We start from the raw sequence: 18,679 nt of genomic DNA, 5'->3' as shown, positions 1-18,679 counted from the left end.
GGCGGACTCCACTCGAACAAGATCAATAAAAAGAAAAGAATCAGGCTACTTTTTTATAACTCATGATTTTTGACACACGCCCGGTATTGGCTGAAAAACCTGTAGGGTATGCGAACCGCCTTTCACGGTTTATGCCCTTAACGATCCTGTTTTGGGATCGCGATCGGAATGACGGATCATAGCGCAATCTGCGCAAGAGATCCTCCCCTTCATCACAGATTAGATCCATTTTATCCACAGCCCTTGAAGAGTGGCCAGTTTTTAATCAACGCAGGATCGACACCGATGAGATCTGAACCTGTGGGGCCGGGTTTTAGCACCTTTCACAGGTTATACCTGGTTATCCACGCGGATCCTTGCAGAAAACACGCAGGATCGTACGGAGATCCTTGTGATTTACCCCCGAGTCCGTATAATCTTCGCCCACGTGTGATACCTGGTTCCTTAATGGTGAGTCATTTAGCCAAGACAGGATTCTGCGGTGACCACGGGCCAACACCGGATTTTACTCCGAATTGGCAGACAACCAGGTAGGCTAGCGCGATGTGAATTGACTCAGGACTGTACAATTATTACAATCCCGCCTCTTTATGTATTGCGATTGAGGCGTCGGTCATCTTCACGCCGAGTAGCCAAACGCATTTGACTTATCAGTATTTCATTTAAGTTTAGGTAGAAATCGCTATGAAACGCACTTTCCAACCGTCCGTACTGAAGCGTAACCGTAGCCACGGTTTCCGTGCTCGTATGGCAACCAAGAATGGTCGTCAAGTTCTGGCCCGCCGTCGTGCGAAAGGCCGTACTCGTCTGACTGTTTCTAAGTAATAAAAGCTAACCCGCTGAGTGGTTAAGCTCGCTTTTCCTAGGGAGTTACGTTTGTTAACTCCCACTCATTTCACTTTCGTCTTCCAGCAGCCACAACGGGCTGGCACGCCGCAAATCACCATCCTCGGCCGCCTGAACCAGCTGGGGCATCCCCGCATCGGTCTTACCGTCGCCAAAAAACACGTCAAACGCGCGCATGAACGCAACCGGATCAAACGCCTAACCCGCGAAAGCTTCCGTTTACGTCAGCACGAGCTACCGGCGATGGATTTTGTGGTGGTGGCCAAAAAAGGGATAGCGGATTTGGATAATCGTGCACTGACGGAAGCTTTGGAAAAATTATGGCGTCGCCACTGTCGCCAGGCTCCCGCATCCTGATCGGGCTGGTTCGGGCGTATCAGCTCGTGCTCAGCCCGCTGCTTGGGCCACGTTGTCGCTTCCAGCCGACATGTTCTCATTACGCAATTGAGGCATTACGCAGGTTTGGCATGTTAAAAGGCAGTTGGTTGACATTGAAACGCGTATTAAAATGCCACCCTTTGAACCCAGGTGGCGATGATCCCGTGCCGCCGAAAACCGACGATAACAGAGAACACTAACGATGGATTCGCAACGCAATCTTCTCCTCATCGCTCTGCTGTTCGTGTCTTTCATGATCTGGCAGGCCTGGCAAGTGGACAACGCTCCGCAACCAGTAGCCACCCAGACCACGCAACAGACTGCGAACCCAGCAACCGGTGATGCCGCAAGTTCAGCTGTACCAGGCAGTGGCCAGGGTAAACTGATCACCGTTAACACTGACGTGCTGTCGCTGACCATCAATACCCGTGGTGGCGATATCGAGCAGGCTAAACTGTTGGCCTACCCGGAAACCCTGGGTTCATCGACTCCATTTACGCTGCTGGAATCCACCCCGTCATTCGTCTACCAGGCACAAAGCGGCCTGACGGGCCGAGACGGCCCGGATAACCCGGCAAACGGCGAGCGTCCTCTGTTTGAGGCGGCGCAGGATACCTTCACGCTGGCTGATGGCCAGGATGAACTGCGTATTCCGCTGACCTTTACCGGCAAAGACGGTTCGGTCTTCACCAAGACCTTTGTGCTCAAGCGTAACCATTATGCCGTTGGCGTGGACTACTCCATCGTCAACAAAAGCGCGACTCCGCTGGAACTGACCCTGTTTGGCCAGTTGAAGCAGACCACCGACTTGCCTAAGCATCGTGACACCGGCAGCAACAACTTTGCACTGCACACCTTCCGTGGTGCGGCTTACTCATCCAGCGAAGACAAATACCAAAAGTATGCGTTCGACAAGGATGAGAATCTGAACGTCACCACCCAGGGCGGCTGGATTGCGATGTTGCAACAGTACTTCGCCACCGCGTGGGTGCCGCAGACTCAGGGCGTCAACACGTTCTATACCTCTAAGCCAGGTACCAACCTGTCTGCCATCGGCTTTAAAGCTGAGCCAGTGATTGTGCAACCAGGCGCTGAGAAACAGCTGAATGCTACCCTGTGGGTTGGCCCAGAGCTGCAAGATCAGATGGCCCAACTGGCACCGCATCTGGATCTGACCGTCGATTACGGCTGGCTGTGGTTCATCTCCCAACCGCTGTTCAAACTGCTGAAGTTCATTCACAGTTTCATCGGCAACTGGGGCTTCTCGATCATCATCATCACCTTCATCGTGCGCGGCATCATGTACCCGCTGACCAAAGCGCAGTACACCTCGATGGCCAAAATGCGCATGCTGCAGCCAAAACTGCAGGCGATGCGTGAACGTATCGGTGATGACAAGCAGCGTATGAGCCAGGAAATGATGGCGCTGTACAAAGCTGAGAAGGTGAACCCGTTAGGGGGTTGCTTGCCACTGGTTATCCAGATGCCAATCTTCCTGGCCTTGTACTACATGCTGATGGGCTCGGTTGAGCTGCGTCATGCGCCGTTCATCTGGTGGATCCATGACCTGTCGGCGCAAGACCCGTACTACATCCTGCCAGTGCTGATGGGTGTGACCATGTACTTCATCCAGAAGATGTCACCCACCACCGTGACTGACCCGATGCAGCAGAAAATCATGACCTTTATGCCGGTGATCTTCACAGTGTTCTTCCTGTGGTTCCCGTCTGGTCTGGTGCTGTACTATATCGTCAGTAACCTGGTGACCATCGTCCAGCAGCAGCTGATTTACCGCGGGCTGGAAAAACGTGGTCTGCACAGCCGCGACAAGAAGAAAGTCTAGTATTGAGTTAGGCAACACCCGTAGGGGCTTATGCCCCTACGACACCAGTCACGTTGCCAGTAGAGGCGGTCATTAGACCGCCTTTTTGCATATTGTCAGAGAGATAAACCGCTATGAACACCACCGATACCATCGCTGCTCTTGCTACCCCGCCCGGACGCGGCGGTGTCGGCATCCTGCGCATTTCTGGCCGCGGAGCCAAGGACGTTGCCCTGGCGGTACTCGGTAAACTGCCTAAGCCGCGTTATGCCGATTATCTGCCGTTCCGTGACGCTGAAGGCAGTACGCTGGATCAGGGGATCGCACTGTGGTTCCCCGGCCCCAATTCCTTTACCGGTGAGGACGTGCTGGAACTGCAGGGCCACGGTGGGCCGGTGATCCTCGATCTGTTGCTCAAACGCGTGTTGGCGCTACCAGGCGTGCGGATTGCCCGCCCAGGTGAGTTCTCGGAGCGCGCTTTCCTCAATGACAAGCTGGATCTGGCCCAGGCCGAAGCCATTGCCGATCTGATCGATGCCAGTTCTGAACAGGCAGCCCGTTCAGCCATGAACTCGCTGCAAGGTGCTTTTTCCCTCCGTATCCATCAGCTTGTGGAAGCGCTCACTCACCTGCGCATCTACGTAGAAGCGGCCATCGACTTCCCGGATGAGGAAATCGACTTCCTTTCGGATGGCAAAATTGAAGCCCAATTGAACGGTGTGATGGCCGATCTGGATGGCGTGCGGGCCGAGGCGCGACAAGGCAGCCTGCTGCGTGAAGGGATGAAGGTGGTGATCGCCGGGCGGCCCAACGCCGGAAAATCCAGCCTGCTCAATGAGCTTGCAGGGCGTGAAGCAGCCATCGTCACCGACATTGCAGGCACCACGCGCGATGTGTTGCGCGAACATATTCATATCGATGGCATGCCACTGCACATTATCGATACCGCCGGGCTGCGGGAAGCCAGCGACGAAGTTGAGCGTATCGGCATCGAACGTGCCTGGAACGAGATCGAACAGGCGGATCGCGTGCTGTTTATGGTGGATGGCACCACCACCTCCGCCACCGAGCCCGCCGAGATTTGGCCAGAGTTTATGGCACGTCTGCCCAGCACCTTGCCGATCACCGTCGTGCGCAACAAGGCCGACATTACCGGCGAGGCATTGGGCCTAAGCGAAGTAAATGGTCACTCACTAATTCGCCTGTCGGCACGTACCGGTGAGGGGATCGACCTACTGCGTGACCATCTGAAACAGAGCATGGGCTTCACCAGCAATATGGAAGGCGGCTTCTTGGCCCGCCGCCGTCACTTGCAGGCTCTGGAGCAAGCGGCACAGCATCTGGTGCAGGGTAAAGAAAAGTTAGTGAGCGCTTACGCAGGGGAACTGCTGGCTGAGGAACTACGGTTGGCACAGCAGGCGTTGAGCGAAATCACCGGGGAGTTTACTTCTGATGATCTGCTCGGGCGCATCTTCTCCAGCTTCTGTATTGGTAAATAACCGGCGTCCACCTTGCTCCATCGAAGCACTCTGATAGCCACCTGGTTTATGTCCAAGTAGCGATTTTAGCCCGAACCTTCCTCTACTTGGACATCCAGATGGCACTCACTGAGCCCGAAAAGCTCACTAAGTGCACTTACTACAGTCTGTGCCTCAAGAATCTCTCGACAGCAAAGGCCTCCATACCTTTCATGCAAGTCTTAGAAGTGATGGCCTGCAATATCGCCGGTCCAAACACCGGAGCAAACTTGAACCCATGTCCAGATAAGCCTGCGGCAACAAACAACCCTTCCACTCTCGGATCGGCACCAATGATTGGGTTGCCATCGGGCGTATCATCGAAGAACGAGACACGGCTACCCACAGGGCTCACCGATCCGAATCTGCCAAATCGGGTTTCGGCGCGCGTAACGAACTGTCGTATCGCAGATTCACTCATCTGTCGGTCAAGCCGATCCGGGTCTGCCAGCTCCCTATCGTGCTGCGCCAGCGAACCGATCATATACTGATTAACTGCCGAAGGGCGAAGATAGAACCCGCGTTGACGGTCACTGTAGCCTGGCAACCTCTTCCCATTTTCATCGTTCTGGAGCTGTATGATGGCCACACACTGGCGTGATGCTGATATGGGCAGCGGGGCTTGGCAACTTTCTGATAAGGCTGCGGCCCAAGGGCCGGCCGCGTTGACAATCAAAGGGCTTCGAACCAAGCCTGTATCTGTCTCTACCCCCTCAACTAGCCTCTTTCGAGACAAAATTCGGCGGACTGTACGATGCTCTTCGATAATGGCCCCATGGCATTTTGCAGCTTGCTTGCCCTATAAGGCTTGCGGGCAGGCATGGTCGCAGTGATTCAATCGACAGGGGGAGGAACCATGGGCTGCCCATGTCCTGAAACTCAGGTTGCGACCTGGCCAGTAGCTGATCGCGTTGAGGATCACCTTCACAACCCAACCTCGACCAGAGTGCCTTGCCCAACCCTGGCATGATGGGAAACGCCAGATAGGCGAGGAAAGATAGTTTACTGGTAGGATCCACCAAGCTAACCAGGTCCTTCATGAACGAAATCTGCAGCGTTAAATTCGGCAGCATCAAGCCAGGATGCCATTGGAACTCGCTTCGTTGCTCGAAGAAGGCACTGGTAATGTGTGGGTGTGGGTGCAATAGAGCGGCAAGACTCAGATTCCGGCAAGCGCTACAAGTTCGTGCTCTGAACAGGTGTGCATCTGCTACTCCCTTCGTTTCTGCGGATGCAGTTTCTTGTGCAGCAAGCAGAGAACGACGTCTCCGATTCCAGCACTTCCTTTAAACCCCTTACTCTTTCCATAGAGTTGGCAACTATGACCCCGTGGATACTTGTCCCCGTGCATGCCATGCGAGCGCCGCTATCCAGCACAGGGCTGCAAGCAGTGAAAGTCCGATAGCAATGCTGATGGCCAAGCTTATGCCTTCCTTTGCTGCCCCGACTCCCGCCAGCAGGGCGCCAAAAATTGCTACGCCAAATGCAGAGCCGGCCTGGCGGCTGGCATTCAAAACACCTGCGGCTATGCCAGCTCGTGACCGATCGATAATATTCATCAATGAAGCTGTAGCCGCAGGAGTAATAACCCCCGCGCCAAATCCCATGGCGGGAAAACATAATGCAATGCGCCAGTACGGACCGTTATCCGTCACGGCATACAGGCCGAGAAAGCCGATCGCGTACAGCAGAAACCCGCCAGCAACGAGGCGCAAGGATCCATACCGCTTGCCGAGCGCACCAGAGAGGAAACTGCCAATAGTCACAAAGACGGTCAATGGCAGGAAGGCCAAACCTGTCTGTAGGGCCCCCCAGCCGCGAATGGTCTGAAAGTACAGGCTCAGGAGGAAGAACAACCCGTAGAAGACCAAGGCCGAAATCATCGACACCAATGCCGCAGTTGAAAACACAGCGCTCTTGAAAAATCTCAAGGGCAACATCGGTTCTCTTGACTTTGCTTCCGTAACCACGAAAAGTGCCCAAGCCACCGTTGAACCCAGTACACCTGCCGCTATCCATCGGCTACTCCAGCCTAGCTCCGCGCTTTCAATAAGCACAGCCACTGACGATGCCAACGCAACGATGGCGAGCATCTGCCCTGCACCATCAAGGTGGCGCGTCGAATGAATGGCAACCTCTTCGCTTCGGATGCGCGTCGTCAACCATGCCCCCAGTAGCGCCAAAGGGACATTGACCAGGAAGATGCTGCGCCAACCCAGAAGGTGTATCAGCACGCCGCCAACAAGGGGACCCGCAGCCATTGCGATGCCTCCGAAGCCAGCCCACTTGCCGATCGCACTCGCGCGCTCATCCGTATTTGTGTATGCGCCATTGATGAGGGTCAGCGAGCAGGGAACGAGCATCGCAGCTCCGATCCCTTGAAGTACCCGTGCAATGACGAGAACCATCAATGTCGGCGCAAGACCGCATAGTGCGGAGGCCGCTGAGAAAACCAGCAGGCCGGCAAGATAGATCCTCTTCGCCCCCATGCGATCTCCAAGCGTCCCCCCCGTGAGCAGCAGGCAAGCAAATGTAAGTGTGTAAGCGTTGACCACCCACTGAAGACCGGACACGCCCGTCTGGAAACTGGCGGAGATCGGCTCTAGAGCAACGTTGACTATGGAGGTATCAAGGATGACGATGACGTAGCTGAGACTCGTCGCCAATAGCACTCGAGCTTGCTGGTCTTTCCTATCACTCATGGAAGCATCGCCTTAGTAAACTGATTAATAATTGACTATATCGGGCTTTGCTTTGAAAATTATTCGACGCGTATCGAACTATACCCGTAGCCATTACGTGGCGCTTTGACGGAAATCCTATACATGTCCACTTACAACATATCGACGATTGCTCACTTGATTGCCGAGCCAGTTCGCGCAGTCATTCTGATTACGCTGTCGGATGGCAGCGCACTATCGGCTGGCGCGCTTGCCGAGGCCGCAGGCGTCACCGCACAAACCACGAGTTCCCATCTCTCCAAGCTTCTCTATGGCGGACTGATTACGATGCAGCGTGCAGGGCGTCATCGCTACTACCGCCTCGCCGGTCCACAAGTGGTTGCCGCATTGGAGAGTTTGGCATGTGTTAGCCCTCCTGAAACCGTCTGGCGAACCACGCCGAATCGTTCTGCACGAAACCTCCAGTTCGCCCGTTGCTGCTATGATCATCTGGCGGGAGAGGTTGGTGTGGCGATCACTCAGGCCATGCTGGAGCGCCATTTGATAGCGGAGAGTGATGGTCGTACATATGTGCTTACCGAAGAGGGATATGAATGGCTTGAGCGCATCGGCCTTGACATCGGTGACCCTGCTCTTATGCAAGGTCACCACGCTCGACAATGTCTCGATTGGACGGAGAGACAGCATCATGTGGCCGGTCCGCTGGGTGCGCACCTGATGAAGGCATACATCGCCTGGAAATGGATGAAGAAGAACCCTGGGACCCGTTCGATTTCAATCACGAAGCTAGGATGGGTAGCCCTGCGAGAGCACTTCGGCATCGAGCAAGGTACGGGGGCCAACGAGCTTTCCGTAACCAGTGTCAGCAACCGAGCCACGTAGCCTCATTACCGCTGGCTAGTCCTCCCCACTTGGTACTGATTTCGCGCGCTTGCCGAACATGGCTTCGATCTCGATGATTCGATGCTCAAGTTGTAACCCGGTCTCCCGCCACGCAGGAATGGCTTTGCCGAGGCGCCGGTGCCACGCCACCAGATTGTCGAACTCGCTATATGGCGCGACCGTACCGGCTAAATCGCGCTTCTTCACTGTGCTATGCCAAGCTTCGTAGATGCGGGTAATACTCGGGTCAACGTGCTGGTTCATGTAGTTCCTCCGATGTGGATACGCGTACAGCCATGCTCAATTTACTCATTGAACGAACTATATCCACGGCCGCGAGAGTAATGTTTCGGGCCGTATCGAAGTTTTTCTTTCGGCGGTATTCAGCCCGGTGCAATAAAATTAACTTGTTGTTTTTATTGATAATATTTTCGTTGAAAGACACCACCCTCTCGAGCTCTGCAAGCCCAGCAACCACTTTAAGTATGTAGCCCTGATCCGGCACTGACGAGGTAGCCAGATGGGCCGTATGTCAGCCAAAGTCTTCCTCCGCGTCCGCAGCCCAGAATTAACCATCTGTTAATAATGTATTTATTTTCCGCCAGCTAAAAGCGCCACTACCTTGCCGCCATACCACCCCGCTGCTTTTTCATTCAACAGAAGAATAATTAAGAAAAAGATCATGCGAATTCTTAATGAAAAATCTTAACGTAATGCTTACTCTAGCACTCCAGTTTTTTTATGAGCCTCGGTCATGGAGTGAACAATGGCTTGTCATTTTATCCGATGGGATGCGGTTGCAGAGCGTTTAGATACTCATCGGCTCCCTGAAGACCTGATCGAAAGAACTGCTCGCTTTTCCGTCAAGCGCCGCCGGCGTTTTTTGCAAGGCCGGATCCTGTTGGCCGAAATGATATTTTATTTGTATGGTATCCCGGTACTTCCCCCCATTGCTACGGCACCGACCGGGCGCCCGTGCTTTGCCGATCATCATCTACCTGACTTCAGCCTCGCCTATGCTGGCAATACCGTAGGCGTGCTACTGAGCCTAGAAGGCAAGGTGGGGTTGGATATTGAGGTGATGCGCGCACGGAGCCACAACCTGCTGCATCAATACTCCAGCACCACGGAGAACGCATGGATCGCGGCGCAGAACGACCGCTTGGAAGCCGAAACCCAGCTGTGGAGCATCCGCCAATGCGTGCTGAAACTGGCCGGCCTGGGTAACAGTGGCCAGAGTTTGCTGAATTTGCACCCTTTTTCCGGCCAATTACGCTGCAACACCCTGCCTAACGTGCACGTCATGAGTGATGCAGGGGAGTATCTCAGCTGGGCCTGCGCCCATCAGCCTGGCTTGGATCGGCTGATTTGCTGGCAATATGACGATAGCCAGGGCTTACAGAAATGTGGCGAAATTTCATCGCGCAACCCGCCCCTCTCCACACACTTTTTGAAACTGACCAGCCTCGCCTCTGTTACACGTTGAAAGCACCGATTTAACGTCTGCCTTCGGGGGAATAATCAAAATAAAACTTTTCTTAACGCATGATTTACTGCTTTGAATTGTAAAAACAGATAAAGACTTAGCCTCTACCTAGGATACATCCCTTATTTGCCCTATTATCTGCTGGTTGTTCTAAGCTGAGTCTGTTCATCAGAAAAGGGAGAATCAAAATGTCAGAGCAAGCACTAAAGATCGTCACGCTACTGGGGAGCCTTCGTAAAGGCTCTTATAACGCCATCGTCGCACGCGCTTTACCTCAGTTAGCTCCTCAGGGTGTTACTATCGAAGCCCTTCCCTCCATCCGCGATATCCCACTGTACGATGCAGACCTCCAGCAAGAAGAGGGTTTCCCGGCCGCGGTAGAAGCCATTGCCGAACAAATCCGTCAGGCTGACGGCGTGATCATCGTAACGCCAGAATATAACTACTCTGTGCCAGGTGGCCTGAAAAACGCCATAGACTGGCTGTCCCGTTTGCCTAACCAACCGCTGGCTGGCAAACCGGTAGCAATCCAGACCAGCTCTATGGGGCCGATTGGCGGAGCACGTTGCCAATATCACCTACGCCAGATCCTGGTGTTTCTGGATGCCATGGTGATCAACAAACCTGAGTTTATGGGGGGAGTGATACAGAATAAGGTTGATGAGCAGGCGGGTGAACTGGTGGACCAAGGCACGCGGGATTTCCTGACCGGCCAGTTGTCCGCATTCAGCGACTATATCCGCCGTGTAAAATAAGCTGCCAGGCGGCGCACAGAGATAACACTATCGAAGGCGCCGTTTTTCATCGTTTTCTCATTAATATTATTGAAAAACAAAGTTATAAAATCATGCCTTTTTTTATTTTAGCCATCTTTTTGGCTTTTGCCACCAGTCCATTGTTTGCTGCACCCATGCTCTATCCTGAGGGAGAAGAGCCGCTAGAACTGCCTATCCATAGCCCGCTGAGTAAGCCATTACCTCGCTCAGCGTACAATCATGAGGATAAAAAAGCCGGCGCCACATCGCTATATCTGACGTTGATGCGTGAAGATGGCCGTAATATCTGGGCCCCCTTTCAACTGGCTGCCTCCTCGGCCGAACAGGGTCAGACCGAGTTAGCCGAACGTTATCTGCAACTTAGCGCCAAGCGAGGATTGTGGTATTACTACAATCTGCTGGAGGACGACTCGTTCAGCAGCATTCAGCAAAGTGACACCTACCGTTCAATTCTGGCCACCACCAAAGCGCGCTATCAGCAACACGCCGCAAAGTTTGAAGGTAAACCTCACTATGCCGTGCCGAGTGGCGAGCCCCCGGCCGGAGGCTGGCCAACCATCGTCTACCTCCATCCCTACGGGAAAGCCGCCACCATCATTCCAGAGGATAGGTTGCTGTTTGCCGAAGCCGGGGTGGCCTACATTGAGATAAACGGCACCCAGATGCTGGCGGAGGGGAGCTTTCGCTGGTCTAACTACAGCTCTACCAGCACCCAGAACGCCATTCAACGCACCCTGGAAAGCCTTGGCCCCAAGCTGAAGCTTAATCTCCAACAGGTTTACCTGACCGCCCGTGGTCAGGGGGCGCTACACGCGGCTAACCTGATGGCCAATTACCCGCAGTTTTATTCCGGAGCGCTGCTGATTGCCCCGAAGGGCCGCCTCCTCCCAGCGAAGCATTCACTGGCAGAAAACAAACGCATCATGATTGCCTATTACGATCGACAGAATTTCAACGATCGGGCGCTGGCTCTTGATTTTGCTGACTTGTTCAGAGACAAAAATCAGGTCGAGATCGCCAATTTTGCCGAGGGGGAAGATAATATCGGTGGCTGGCAGACGCGGTATAACCGGCCTTTACGCTGGGTAATGGGTAGAGAGCAGGATGCCTCACCCGGCGCTTGAGAGTAACAGGAGCTTACAACGGGGCGCAGCATGCTGCGCCCCACGTAGCGGGCATTAATGCCCGTCAACGAACGCAATTTTCAGCACGAACAGCAGCGCCACCACGATCACGCAGGGGCTGATTTCACGCCAGCGGCCGGTGCCCAGCTTCATGATGCAGTAAGAGATAAAGCCAAGGGCAATCCCTTCGGTGATCGAGAAGCTGAAAGGCATCATAGCGGCGGTCACAAAGGCCGGAACCGCTTCGGTCATATCTTCCCACTTCACCCGCGCCAGGCTGGAAGTCATCAGCACCCCCACATAAATCAGCGCGCCCGCAGCAGCATAAGTTGGCACCATTCCCGCCAGCGGTGACAGGAAAATCACCAGCAGGAAGAGAATGCCTACCACCACGGCGGTCAGGCCCGTGCGCCCACCAACGGCCACCCCAGAGGAGCTTTCAATATAGGCGGTGACCGAAGAGGTACCCGCAAAAGCACCGGCGACCGAGGTGATGCTGTCCACGTAAAGCGCCTGCTTCATACGCGGGAACTTGCCGTTTTCATCCGTCAGGCCAGCCTTGTCGGTCACTCCGATCAGCGTACCCGAGGAGTCAAACAGGTTGACCAGCATAAAGGAGAAAATCACACCTGCCAGGCCGATATTCAACGCCCCGGCGATATCCACCTGGCCGACCACGGAGGTGACGTCAGGCGGTAGGGAGAATACGCCGCCATATTTCACGTCACCCAGAGCCCAGCCGATCAGCGTAGTCACCACGATTGAGACCAGTACCGCAGCATGAATATTACGCGAAGCCAGCACCGCGATAATAAAGAAGCCCAAGGCTCCCAGCAGCACACTGTGAGAGGTCAGATTGCCTACCGCTACCAGCGTATCCGGGTTGGCGACCACGATACCGGCGTTTTTCAGCCCCATCATGGCGATAAACAGGCCGATACCGCTGGTGATGCCCACGCGCAGGCTCAGCGGGATATTGGCAATCATCCAGTAGCGGATACGGAAAATGGTCAGCAACAGGAAACCGATTGCGCCCCAGAAAATAGCGCCCATGCCGACCTGCCATGAAATACCCATCGCGCCGACCACCACAAACGCGAAGAACGCGTTGAGGCCCATCGCCGGAGCCAGCGCCACCGGCAGGTTAGCCAGCAAGCCCATCAGGATACTGCCCAACGCAGCAACCAGGCAGGTGGTGACAAACACCGCCTGAGTATCCATGCCCGCCGCGCCCAGGATCTGCGGGTTAACGAACACGATATACACCATGGTTAAAAAGGTGGTGATGCCGGCAATCGTTTCCGTACGTACCGTGGTGCCGTGCTGCTTGAGTTTAAACACGCGCTCAAGCAAGCCCTGATTGGCATCAAGGCTGAGGTCTTGTTTGCTCATTATAGAATTCCGAAGAGGGATTAGGACTGTCGCTGGCTATCCTATAACAAAAAGTCCGGGTTTTGACCTCGCTCACAGGTTTTTTTCGCCATCTTTACGGCTAAAACGGCCAACAAGTTGTATTTATTGAGATTGATTGCCAAAGAGGGACAACCCGCTGCGATCCGGTTAAAGTAACAGCAGTTATGACTTAACCGAGGGCGCTTACCCCAATGAATCAGGTTGAATGTGTTTTATTTGATTGCGATGGCACGCTGGTAGACAGCGAAGTGCTGTGCAGCAAGGCCTATGTGCATATGTTTGCCCACTATGGTATCGAGCTGGCGCTGGAAGAGGTATTTAAAAAGTACAAAGGGATCAAGCTCTACGAGATCATTGAGCGGGTTAACACCGAGCAGGGTGTCAATTTACCCGCCAGCGATCTGGAGCCGATTTTTCGCCAGGAAGTGGCCCGTCTGTTTGATGCCGAGCTCCAGCCGATTGCCGGTGCACGGGAGTTGCTGGCACAAATGACTGCCCCGATGTGCACCGTTTCTAACGGCCCGGTGAGCAAAATGCAGCATTCGCTGGGGTTAACCGACATGCTGTCCTATTTTGATGACCGGTTGTTCAGCGGCTACGATATTCAACGCTGGAAACCCGATCCGGCCATCGTATTCCATGCCGCCCAACAGATGCAGGTGCCCGTAGAGCGCTGTATTCTGGTGGATGATTCCGTTGCCGGTGCCCAGGCAGGGATCGCGGCTGGCATCCCGGTGTTCTACTTCTGCGCCGATCCTCATAATCAACCGATCGATCACCCGCTGGTGACGACGTTTGAGGATCTGGCACAACTGCCTGCGCTATGGCAACAGCGGGGTTGGCAACTTACCCGTTAAACCGCGTTGATATTCAGCGGGGAAAATACCCCGCTGAACTTTATCGATTAACGATAGGATCCCAGCGGAACTTCGGCGTCAGGCTCATGGGTAATTCTGTTACGTAAGTCCCGGCGTACTATCTCAATCACCCAAAACCAAAATATATGCCCCAATATTTCAGAAAGATACTCATCAAATGGCAGCATTGAAAGTGGGGGAGTCAAACCAAGCAGAGGGAAACTAATGCCATGCACGGCAACGGTGGCAATGATACCCGCCAACACCCCCTGCCAGAGTTTGATCTTTGGAAAAACTTCGGCAACCAAGCAGTAACCGATAGCAAAGACCAACGAAAATATGACGTGCGTAACCATAACCGGATTAATAATATGCTCAGAAAAGGTATATACCGTACCGGTTGGATCTATCCCAAGATAATCTCTTAAAAAAAGGTAGGGCGGGTTAAATTCAGCCCGGCCATCACTCAGGGTTCTTGGCGGTAGCGGAACCTCAGCCCCCCATTTGACAAAAGCAGAGAGGATCCCGCCAATAATGCCAACAAACAAGGCAACGCCATACCGCCGCCGACTTGGATCCGTTGTTATAAATAACGCACTAATTTTCATAATGATTACCATCCAATGGAAATATATAAATCAATCTTACTTATACTCTAAATAACTCAAGCTGCATTAAAAAAGTGCAATACGTTGATCTCAATCATAAATTTAACGTAATACGATAATAAATTGTAATACGTCAAGCCCCTCAATCATGACAACTAATTAGCCATGGTATAGATAGGGGCAGCCATTCCTATTGTGTCTGATTAACTAGCCGGTAGCGGCGGGCGATTACGCCACCAGCGCCAGCTGCGTTTTAGCGCTTTGGTCTGCGGGCTAAGGCGTTTATTCAGCCCGTTCGCCAGCACGTCCAGCGTCAGGCAGAAGATAAAATAGACCAGCGCCACAAACAAGAACACCTCCATCGGGTAAACCATGCTGCGGTTATTGACCTGCGTAGCCAGAAAGGTCAACTCCCCCACGCCGACGATGTACGCCAGCGAAGTGTCTTTAATCAATGAGATCCACTGGTTGATAAACGAAGGCACCATCATACGCAGCGCCTGCGGCAAGACGATCATCCGCAGTACCTGCCAGCGGTTTAAACCAAGCGATAGCCCCGCCTGCCACTGTCCGGCACCAATAGCCACGATGCCCGCTTTTACCGCATGGGCCAGATAGGCCGAGGCGATCAACGCCAGCGCGCACACCACCGTGGTAATTTCAGGGATATCGACACCAAACACGATTGGCAGCAGGAAGTAAGTCCAGAAAATCAGCATGATCACCGGGATGGCGCGGAAGAACCCGAGCACCATAGCCAATAACCCAGCCAGCACCCCACGCGACATCGCCAGCGCGACGCCCAGCAGCGTGCCCAGAATTGCCGAAGCCAGCCCGGCCATCAGGCTGATCGCCAACGTCAACGCAGCACCGCCCAAAGGCCCATCCGGGAAGGTGCCCCACAGCAGGTAGCCCAGGTTTTCCTGGATAACGGTAAAGTCCATCTTAGTGTCCCCGCAGCGGTTCGCGCTGTTGACGCCACATGCCCCAACCTTCCAACAGGGCAATAATGGCGATATACAGTACCGTTGCCACGCCAAACGCCTGGAAGGTCCGCAGGGTTTCGGTTTCCACCTGGCGCGATGCGTAAGACAGCTCAGCCAGGCCGATCGCCATGGTTAACGATGAGTTCTTAATCACGTTCATGTACTGCCCCAGCAGCGGCGGGAAAGCGATTTTCAGCGCCTGCGGCAGCACCACATAGCGCATCGATTGCCAACCGGTCAGCCCTAGCGCGTAGGCCGCATGCTTTTGCCCACTGGCGACGCCACGGATGCCAGAACGGATCTCTTCGGCAATAAACGCGGTGGAATAAAGCGTCAGACCGAAAAAGCCCGCCAGGAATTCAAACGAGGGCCAGTCGAGAAAACCTAACTGGTGGGGGGTATTCAGCCATTGCATGGCGAAGGAGGGCAAGATTTGCCCGGCGGCGAAATACCAGAAGAACAGTTGCACCAGCAGAGGAGTATTGCGAAATAGCGCGCTATAGGCCACCGCCAGCCAGCTTAAGGGGCGCAGGCTGCTGTCCCGCATCGCCGCCAGACCAAAACCCAGCAGCGTTGCCGCAAGCCCGGCACAGGCCGACAGCCATAAGGTCATCAAGAAGCCATTCCATAGCCAGCTCAGATACTGCGGCGCCAACAGCCAGTCTGAGAGTTGTTGCAGATTCATACGAGGTACTTCCCCTCACCCCAACCCTCTCCGCCACGGTACAAAATCAGGGGGAGAGGGAAAAGGGAGATTAGGCTTTAGGTTGCTGATCCAATGGGCCGATCTTGAAATCGCCACGCGGTTGGGCGGTTTTGGTTTCCGGGCCGAACCAGCGATCGTAAATCTTCACCGCATCGCCGTCTTTTTCCAGTTTGATCAAGGTATCGTTAACGGTAGCCGTGAGGCGATCTTCGCCTTTCGGGATACCAACGCCCTGATATTCTTTGGTGATGCTGAACGGAGAGATTTCAAAGTCGGCTTTTTGCGCGGCAGGCAGGTTGCCTAGCAGGCCAACCAGTTTGGCATCGTCCTGGGTGATGGCCTGCACGTTGCCGTTACGTAGGGCAACAAACGCCAGTGGGGTATCGTCGTAAGAGATCACCTTGGCCGTTGGGTAGTGCTCACGCAGGGTAATTTCCTGCACGGTGCCTTTATCCGCGCCGATGCGCAGCTTCTTGATATCTTCAGGGGTTTTCAGCACGCCCTTATGGGCAATGAATTTCTGGCCGGTAGCAAAATACGGCACGCTGAAATTCACCTCTTTGGCACGCTCGTCGGTGATAGTGAAGTTGGCCGCGATCAGATCAACCTTTTTGGACACCAGCAAAGGAATGCGGTTAGCCGGGTTGGTGGCGCGCAGTTCAACCTTGACGCCCAGCGCCTTACCGATGGCTTCGGCCACGTCCACGTCATAACCCACCAGCTTTTTGCTCTGCGGATCGACATAACCAAACGGTGGGTTGCTATCGAATACCGCAATACGCACCACGCCAGCTTTTTGAATATCATCGAGTTTATCGGCATGTGCCACACCGGTGGCAAGGCTGGTCAGGCTGGCTAACAGAGATAAGGCTAAGACGCGCTGTTTCATGAAAGGCTCCCAAGTGATTGATGTCCCGCTGGCTGATAAGCTAGCAAGCCTCACTTAGGTCAGGAAATAATATTAAACGCTATAGTTATAACCTTTTTAACTTTGCGGTTTTTAAATGGCATAAAGGCGCCATCTTCAGCGCCTTCTGGAGTAAATCACTGGTTGAATTACGCTTTTTTCTCGTCTTTACCGTCTGACAACAGTTTGTCCAGCGCATCGCCACCGATATGGCGGAAATCCTGGCCTTTGACGAAGTAGAAGATGAATTCGCAAATATTCTGGCAGCGATCGCCGATACGCTCGATAGAGCGGGCACAGAACAGCGCCGTCAGCACGCTCGGAATGGTGCGCGTATCTTCCATCATGTAGGTCATCAGCTGACGCACGATGCCTTCATATTCCTGATCGACCTTCTTGTCTTCGCGGTAAATCCGGATCGCTTCATCCAGATCCATACGCGCAAAGGCATCCAGCACGTCGTGCAGCATTTGCACGGTATGGCGGCCCAGTGACTCTAGGCTGACCAGCAACGGCTGATGCTGGTGCGAGAATTTCTCCAGGGCGGTGCGACAGATCTTGTCCGCTACGTCGCCGATGCGTTCCAGCTCGGAAATGGTCTTGATGATCGCCATTACCAGGCGCAGGTCGCTGGCGGTCGGCTGGCGTTTGGCGATGATGCGCACGCAGGCTTCATCGATCGCCACTTCCATCATATTGACCTTGGCATCGCCCTCAATCACCCGCTTGGCCAGTTCACCGTCCTGGTTATGCATCGCGGTAATGGCATCGGTCAGCTGTTGCTCCACCAGCCCGCCCATGGTCAGTACCTGGGTGCGGATGTGCTCGAGTTCAGCGTTGAACTGGCCGGAAATGTGTTTGTTTAAATTCAGGTTATCCATGATGCATCCTAATCAACCATAGCGGCCAGTAATGTAGTCTTCGGTCTGCTTTTTCTGTGGCGCGGTAAACAGAGTGTCAGTATCGCTGAACTCGATCAACTCACCCAGATACATAAATGCGGTGGAGTCGGAACAACGCGCCGCCTGCTGCATATTGTGGGTCACGATCACCACGGTGTAGTCAGACTTCAGCTCGCTGATCAGCTCTTCAATCTTGCCGGTGGAAATCGGATCCAGCGCTGAGCAAGGCTCATCCAACAACAGCACTTCCGGGCGAATGGCAATGCCGCGCGCAATGCACAGGCGTTGCTGCTGGCCACCGGACAGGCTGTAACCGCTTTGGTGCAGCTTGTCCTTGGTCTCGTTCCACAGTGCTGCCTTGGTCAGCGCCCATTGGACACGCTCGTCCATATCCGCACGGGACAGCTTCTCGAACAGGCGCACGCCAAAGGCGATATTGTCGTAAATCGACATGGGGAACGGCGTTGGCTTTTGGAACACCATGCCCACCTTGGCACGCAGCAGCGCGATGTCCTGGTTATCGGTCAGGATGTTTTGCCCGTCCAGCAGGATATCGCCTTCAGCACGTTGCTCGGGGTAAAGCTGGTACATCTTGTTGAAAGTCCGCAGCAGCGTCGATTTGCCGCAGCCGGAAGGGCCGATAAACGCGGTCACCTTGTTCTTGGCGATATCCAGCGTGATGTTTTTCAGCGCATGGAATTTGCCGTAGTAAAAGTTCAGATCGCGTACCTGAATTTTGCTGCTGGAAGTGGAGTCAACCATACTCATCAAGACTTCTCTCTTTTCAC

At 54.0% G+C, this 18,679-nt stretch carries 21 protein-coding genes; 10 read left to right on the top strand and 11 right to left on the bottom strand.

Annotated features, from left to right (window positions below):
• The first annotated feature begins 684 nt into the window (after positions 1–684).
• The 5 genes from rpmH (at position 685) to mnmE (ending at position 4,545) form a co-directional block, all read left to right on the top strand.
• On the top strand, positions 685–825 hold the full coding sequence (gene rpmH / locus KGP16_RS26550) for a 50S ribosomal protein L34 (protein ID WP_004093983.1): 141 nt from the start codon (positions 685–687) through the stop codon (positions 823–825).
• Between the two features lie 18 nt (positions 826–843).
• Positions 844–1,203: a ribonuclease P protein component gene (gene rnpA, locus KGP16_RS26545; protein ID WP_004950547.1), complete on the top strand. Its 360-nt coding sequence runs from the start codon at positions 844–846 to the stop codon at positions 1,201–1,203.
• A complete protein-coding gene (yidD, locus tag KGP16_RS26540; protein WP_025120915.1) occupies positions 1,167–1,424 on the top strand; it encodes a membrane protein insertion efficiency factor YidD in 258 nt (85 codons plus the stop codon). Before rnpA ends, yidD begins: the two co-directional genes overlap by 37 nt.
• A gap of 2 nt (positions 1,425–1,426) precedes the next feature.
• The gene (gene yidC, locus KGP16_RS26535; protein WP_021181397.1) at positions 1,427–3,067 is read left to right on the top strand and encodes a membrane protein insertase YidC; all 1,641 of its coding nucleotides are present in this window, start codon (positions 1,427–1,429) and stop codon (positions 3,065–3,067) included.
• A 113-nt stretch (positions 3,068–3,180) separates the two neighbouring features.
• Positions 3,181–4,545 carry a tRNA uridine-5-carboxymethylaminomethyl(34) synthesis GTPase MnmE gene (mnmE, locus tag KGP16_RS26530; protein ID WP_223500572.1) on the top strand — a complete coding sequence of 455 codons (1,365 nt, stop codon included), beginning with the start codon at positions 3,181–3,183 and terminating at the stop codon, positions 4,543–4,545.
• Positions 4,546–4,684: 139 nt separating this feature from the next.
• Here mnmE and KGP16_RS27745 read toward each other — a convergent pair whose 3' ends face one another.
• From KGP16_RS27745 to KGP16_RS26515, 3 genes are all read right to left on the bottom strand, one after another.
• Complete coding sequence (locus KGP16_RS27745; protein WP_371822653.1) at positions 4,685–5,299, bottom strand: NAD(P)/FAD-dependent oxidoreductase; 615 nt, start codon at positions 5,297–5,299, stop codon at positions 4,685–4,687.
• Positions 5,277–5,708 (bottom strand): SidA/IucD/PvdA family monooxygenase, encoded by a 432-nt coding sequence (locus tag KGP16_RS27740; RefSeq protein WP_218833287.1) that lies wholly within the window; start codon positions 5,706–5,708, stop codon positions 5,277–5,279. Before KGP16_RS27740 ends, KGP16_RS27745 begins: the two co-directional genes overlap by 23 nt.
• Before the next feature lie 174 nt (positions 5,709–5,882).
• Positions 5,883–7,265, bottom strand: coding sequence for an MFS transporter (locus KGP16_RS26515; RefSeq protein WP_179248628.1), 1,383 nt, complete (start codon positions 7,263–7,265; stop codon positions 5,883–5,885).
• Between the two features lie 123 nt (positions 7,266–7,388).
• Here KGP16_RS26515 and KGP16_RS26510 point away from each other — a divergent pair, with 123 nt between their 5' ends.
• Complete coding sequence (locus KGP16_RS26510; RefSeq protein WP_179248629.1) at positions 7,389–8,126, top strand: helix-turn-helix transcriptional regulator; 738 nt, start codon at positions 7,389–7,391, stop codon at positions 8,124–8,126.
• Positions 8,127–8,141: 15 nt separating this feature from the next.
• Here KGP16_RS26510 and KGP16_RS26505 read toward each other — a convergent pair whose 3' ends face one another.
• A complete protein-coding gene (locus tag KGP16_RS26505) occupies positions 8,142–8,390 on the bottom strand; it encodes a hypothetical protein (protein ID WP_179248630.1) in 249 nt (82 codons plus the stop codon).
• Between the two features lie 502 nt (positions 8,391–8,892).
• On the opposite strand from KGP16_RS26505, the gene KGP16_RS26500 reads away from it, so the two are divergent.
• The 3 genes from KGP16_RS26500 (at position 8,893) to KGP16_RS26490 (ending at position 11,512) form a co-directional block, all read left to right on the top strand.
• Positions 8,893–9,612 (top strand): 4'-phosphopantetheinyl transferase superfamily protein, encoded by a 720-nt coding sequence (locus tag KGP16_RS26500; RefSeq protein ID WP_094982465.1) that lies wholly within the window; start codon positions 8,893–8,895, stop codon positions 9,610–9,612.
• 188 nt (positions 9,613–9,800) lie between these two features.
• The gene (locus KGP16_RS26495) at positions 9,801–10,367 is read left to right on the top strand and encodes an NADPH-dependent FMN reductase (protein ID WP_021181402.1); all 567 of its coding nucleotides are present in this window, start codon (positions 9,801–9,803) and stop codon (positions 10,365–10,367) included.
• Positions 10,368–10,459: 92 nt separating this feature from the next.
• Positions 10,460–11,512, top strand: a complete 1,053-nt coding sequence (locus KGP16_RS26490) for a hypothetical protein (RefSeq protein WP_094982464.1) — start codon at positions 10,460–10,462, stop codon at positions 11,510–11,512.
• Between the two features lie 54 nt (positions 11,513–11,566).
• Here the strand turns inward: KGP16_RS26490 and KGP16_RS26485 are convergent, their stop codons facing one another.
• Positions 11,567–12,904: an NCS2 family permease gene (locus tag KGP16_RS26485; protein WP_059199273.1), complete on the bottom strand. Its 1,338-nt coding sequence runs from the start codon at positions 12,902–12,904 to the stop codon at positions 11,567–11,569.
• Between the two features lie 212 nt (positions 12,905–13,116).
• Between KGP16_RS26485 and yieH the strand changes: the two genes are divergently transcribed.
• Positions 13,117–13,782 carry a 6-phosphogluconate phosphatase gene (yieH, locus tag KGP16_RS26480; protein WP_021181405.1) on the top strand — a complete coding sequence of 222 codons (666 nt, stop codon included), beginning with the start codon at positions 13,117–13,119 and terminating at the stop codon, positions 13,780–13,782.
• Positions 13,783–13,829: 47 nt separating this feature from the next.
• Here yieH and KGP16_RS26475 read toward each other — a convergent pair whose 3' ends face one another.
• The 6 genes from KGP16_RS26475 to pstB all read right to left on the bottom strand — a co-directional run bounded on the left by KGP16_RS26475 (position 13,830) and on the right by pstB (position 18,653).
• Complete coding sequence (locus tag KGP16_RS26475) at positions 13,830–14,390, bottom strand: DUF1440 domain-containing protein (protein ID WP_059199275.1); 561 nt, start codon at positions 14,388–14,390, stop codon at positions 13,830–13,832.
• Positions 14,391–14,593: 203 nt separating this feature from the next.
• Entirely contained in the window at positions 14,594–15,334 is a 741-nt protein-coding gene (locus KGP16_RS26470; RefSeq protein WP_024527369.1) for an amino acid ABC transporter permease, read from the bottom strand.
• Between the two features lies 1 nt (position 15,335).
• Positions 15,336–16,061 (bottom strand): amino acid ABC transporter permease, encoded by a 726-nt coding sequence (locus KGP16_RS26465; RefSeq protein WP_179248633.1) that lies wholly within the window; start codon positions 16,059–16,061, stop codon positions 15,336–15,338.
• 70 nt (positions 16,062–16,131) lie between these two features.
• On the bottom strand, positions 16,132–16,971 hold the full coding sequence (locus KGP16_RS26460; protein ID WP_024484697.1) for an ABC transporter substrate-binding protein: 840 nt from the start codon (positions 16,969–16,971) through the stop codon (positions 16,132–16,134).
• Positions 16,972–17,138: 167 nt separating this feature from the next.
• Positions 17,139–17,870 (bottom strand): phosphate signaling complex protein PhoU, encoded by a 732-nt coding sequence (phoU, locus tag KGP16_RS26455; protein WP_024484696.1) that lies wholly within the window; start codon positions 17,868–17,870, stop codon positions 17,139–17,141.
• 12 nt (positions 17,871–17,882) lie between these two features.
• The gene (gene pstB / locus KGP16_RS26450; RefSeq protein ID WP_370454353.1) at positions 17,883–18,653 is read right to left on the bottom strand and encodes a phosphate ABC transporter ATP-binding protein PstB; all 771 of its coding nucleotides are present in this window, start codon (positions 18,651–18,653) and stop codon (positions 17,883–17,885) included.
• Positions 18,654–18,679 lie beyond the last annotated feature (26 nt).

It is taken from the genome of Serratia sp. JSRIV006 (assembly GCF_019968685.1).
Taxonomy (GTDB): Bacteria; Pseudomonadota; Gammaproteobacteria; order Enterobacterales; family Enterobacteriaceae; genus Chania; species Chania fonticola_B.
Note: the sequence above shows the minus strand (reverse complement) of the source record. Positions and strands in the feature narration are given on the sequence as shown.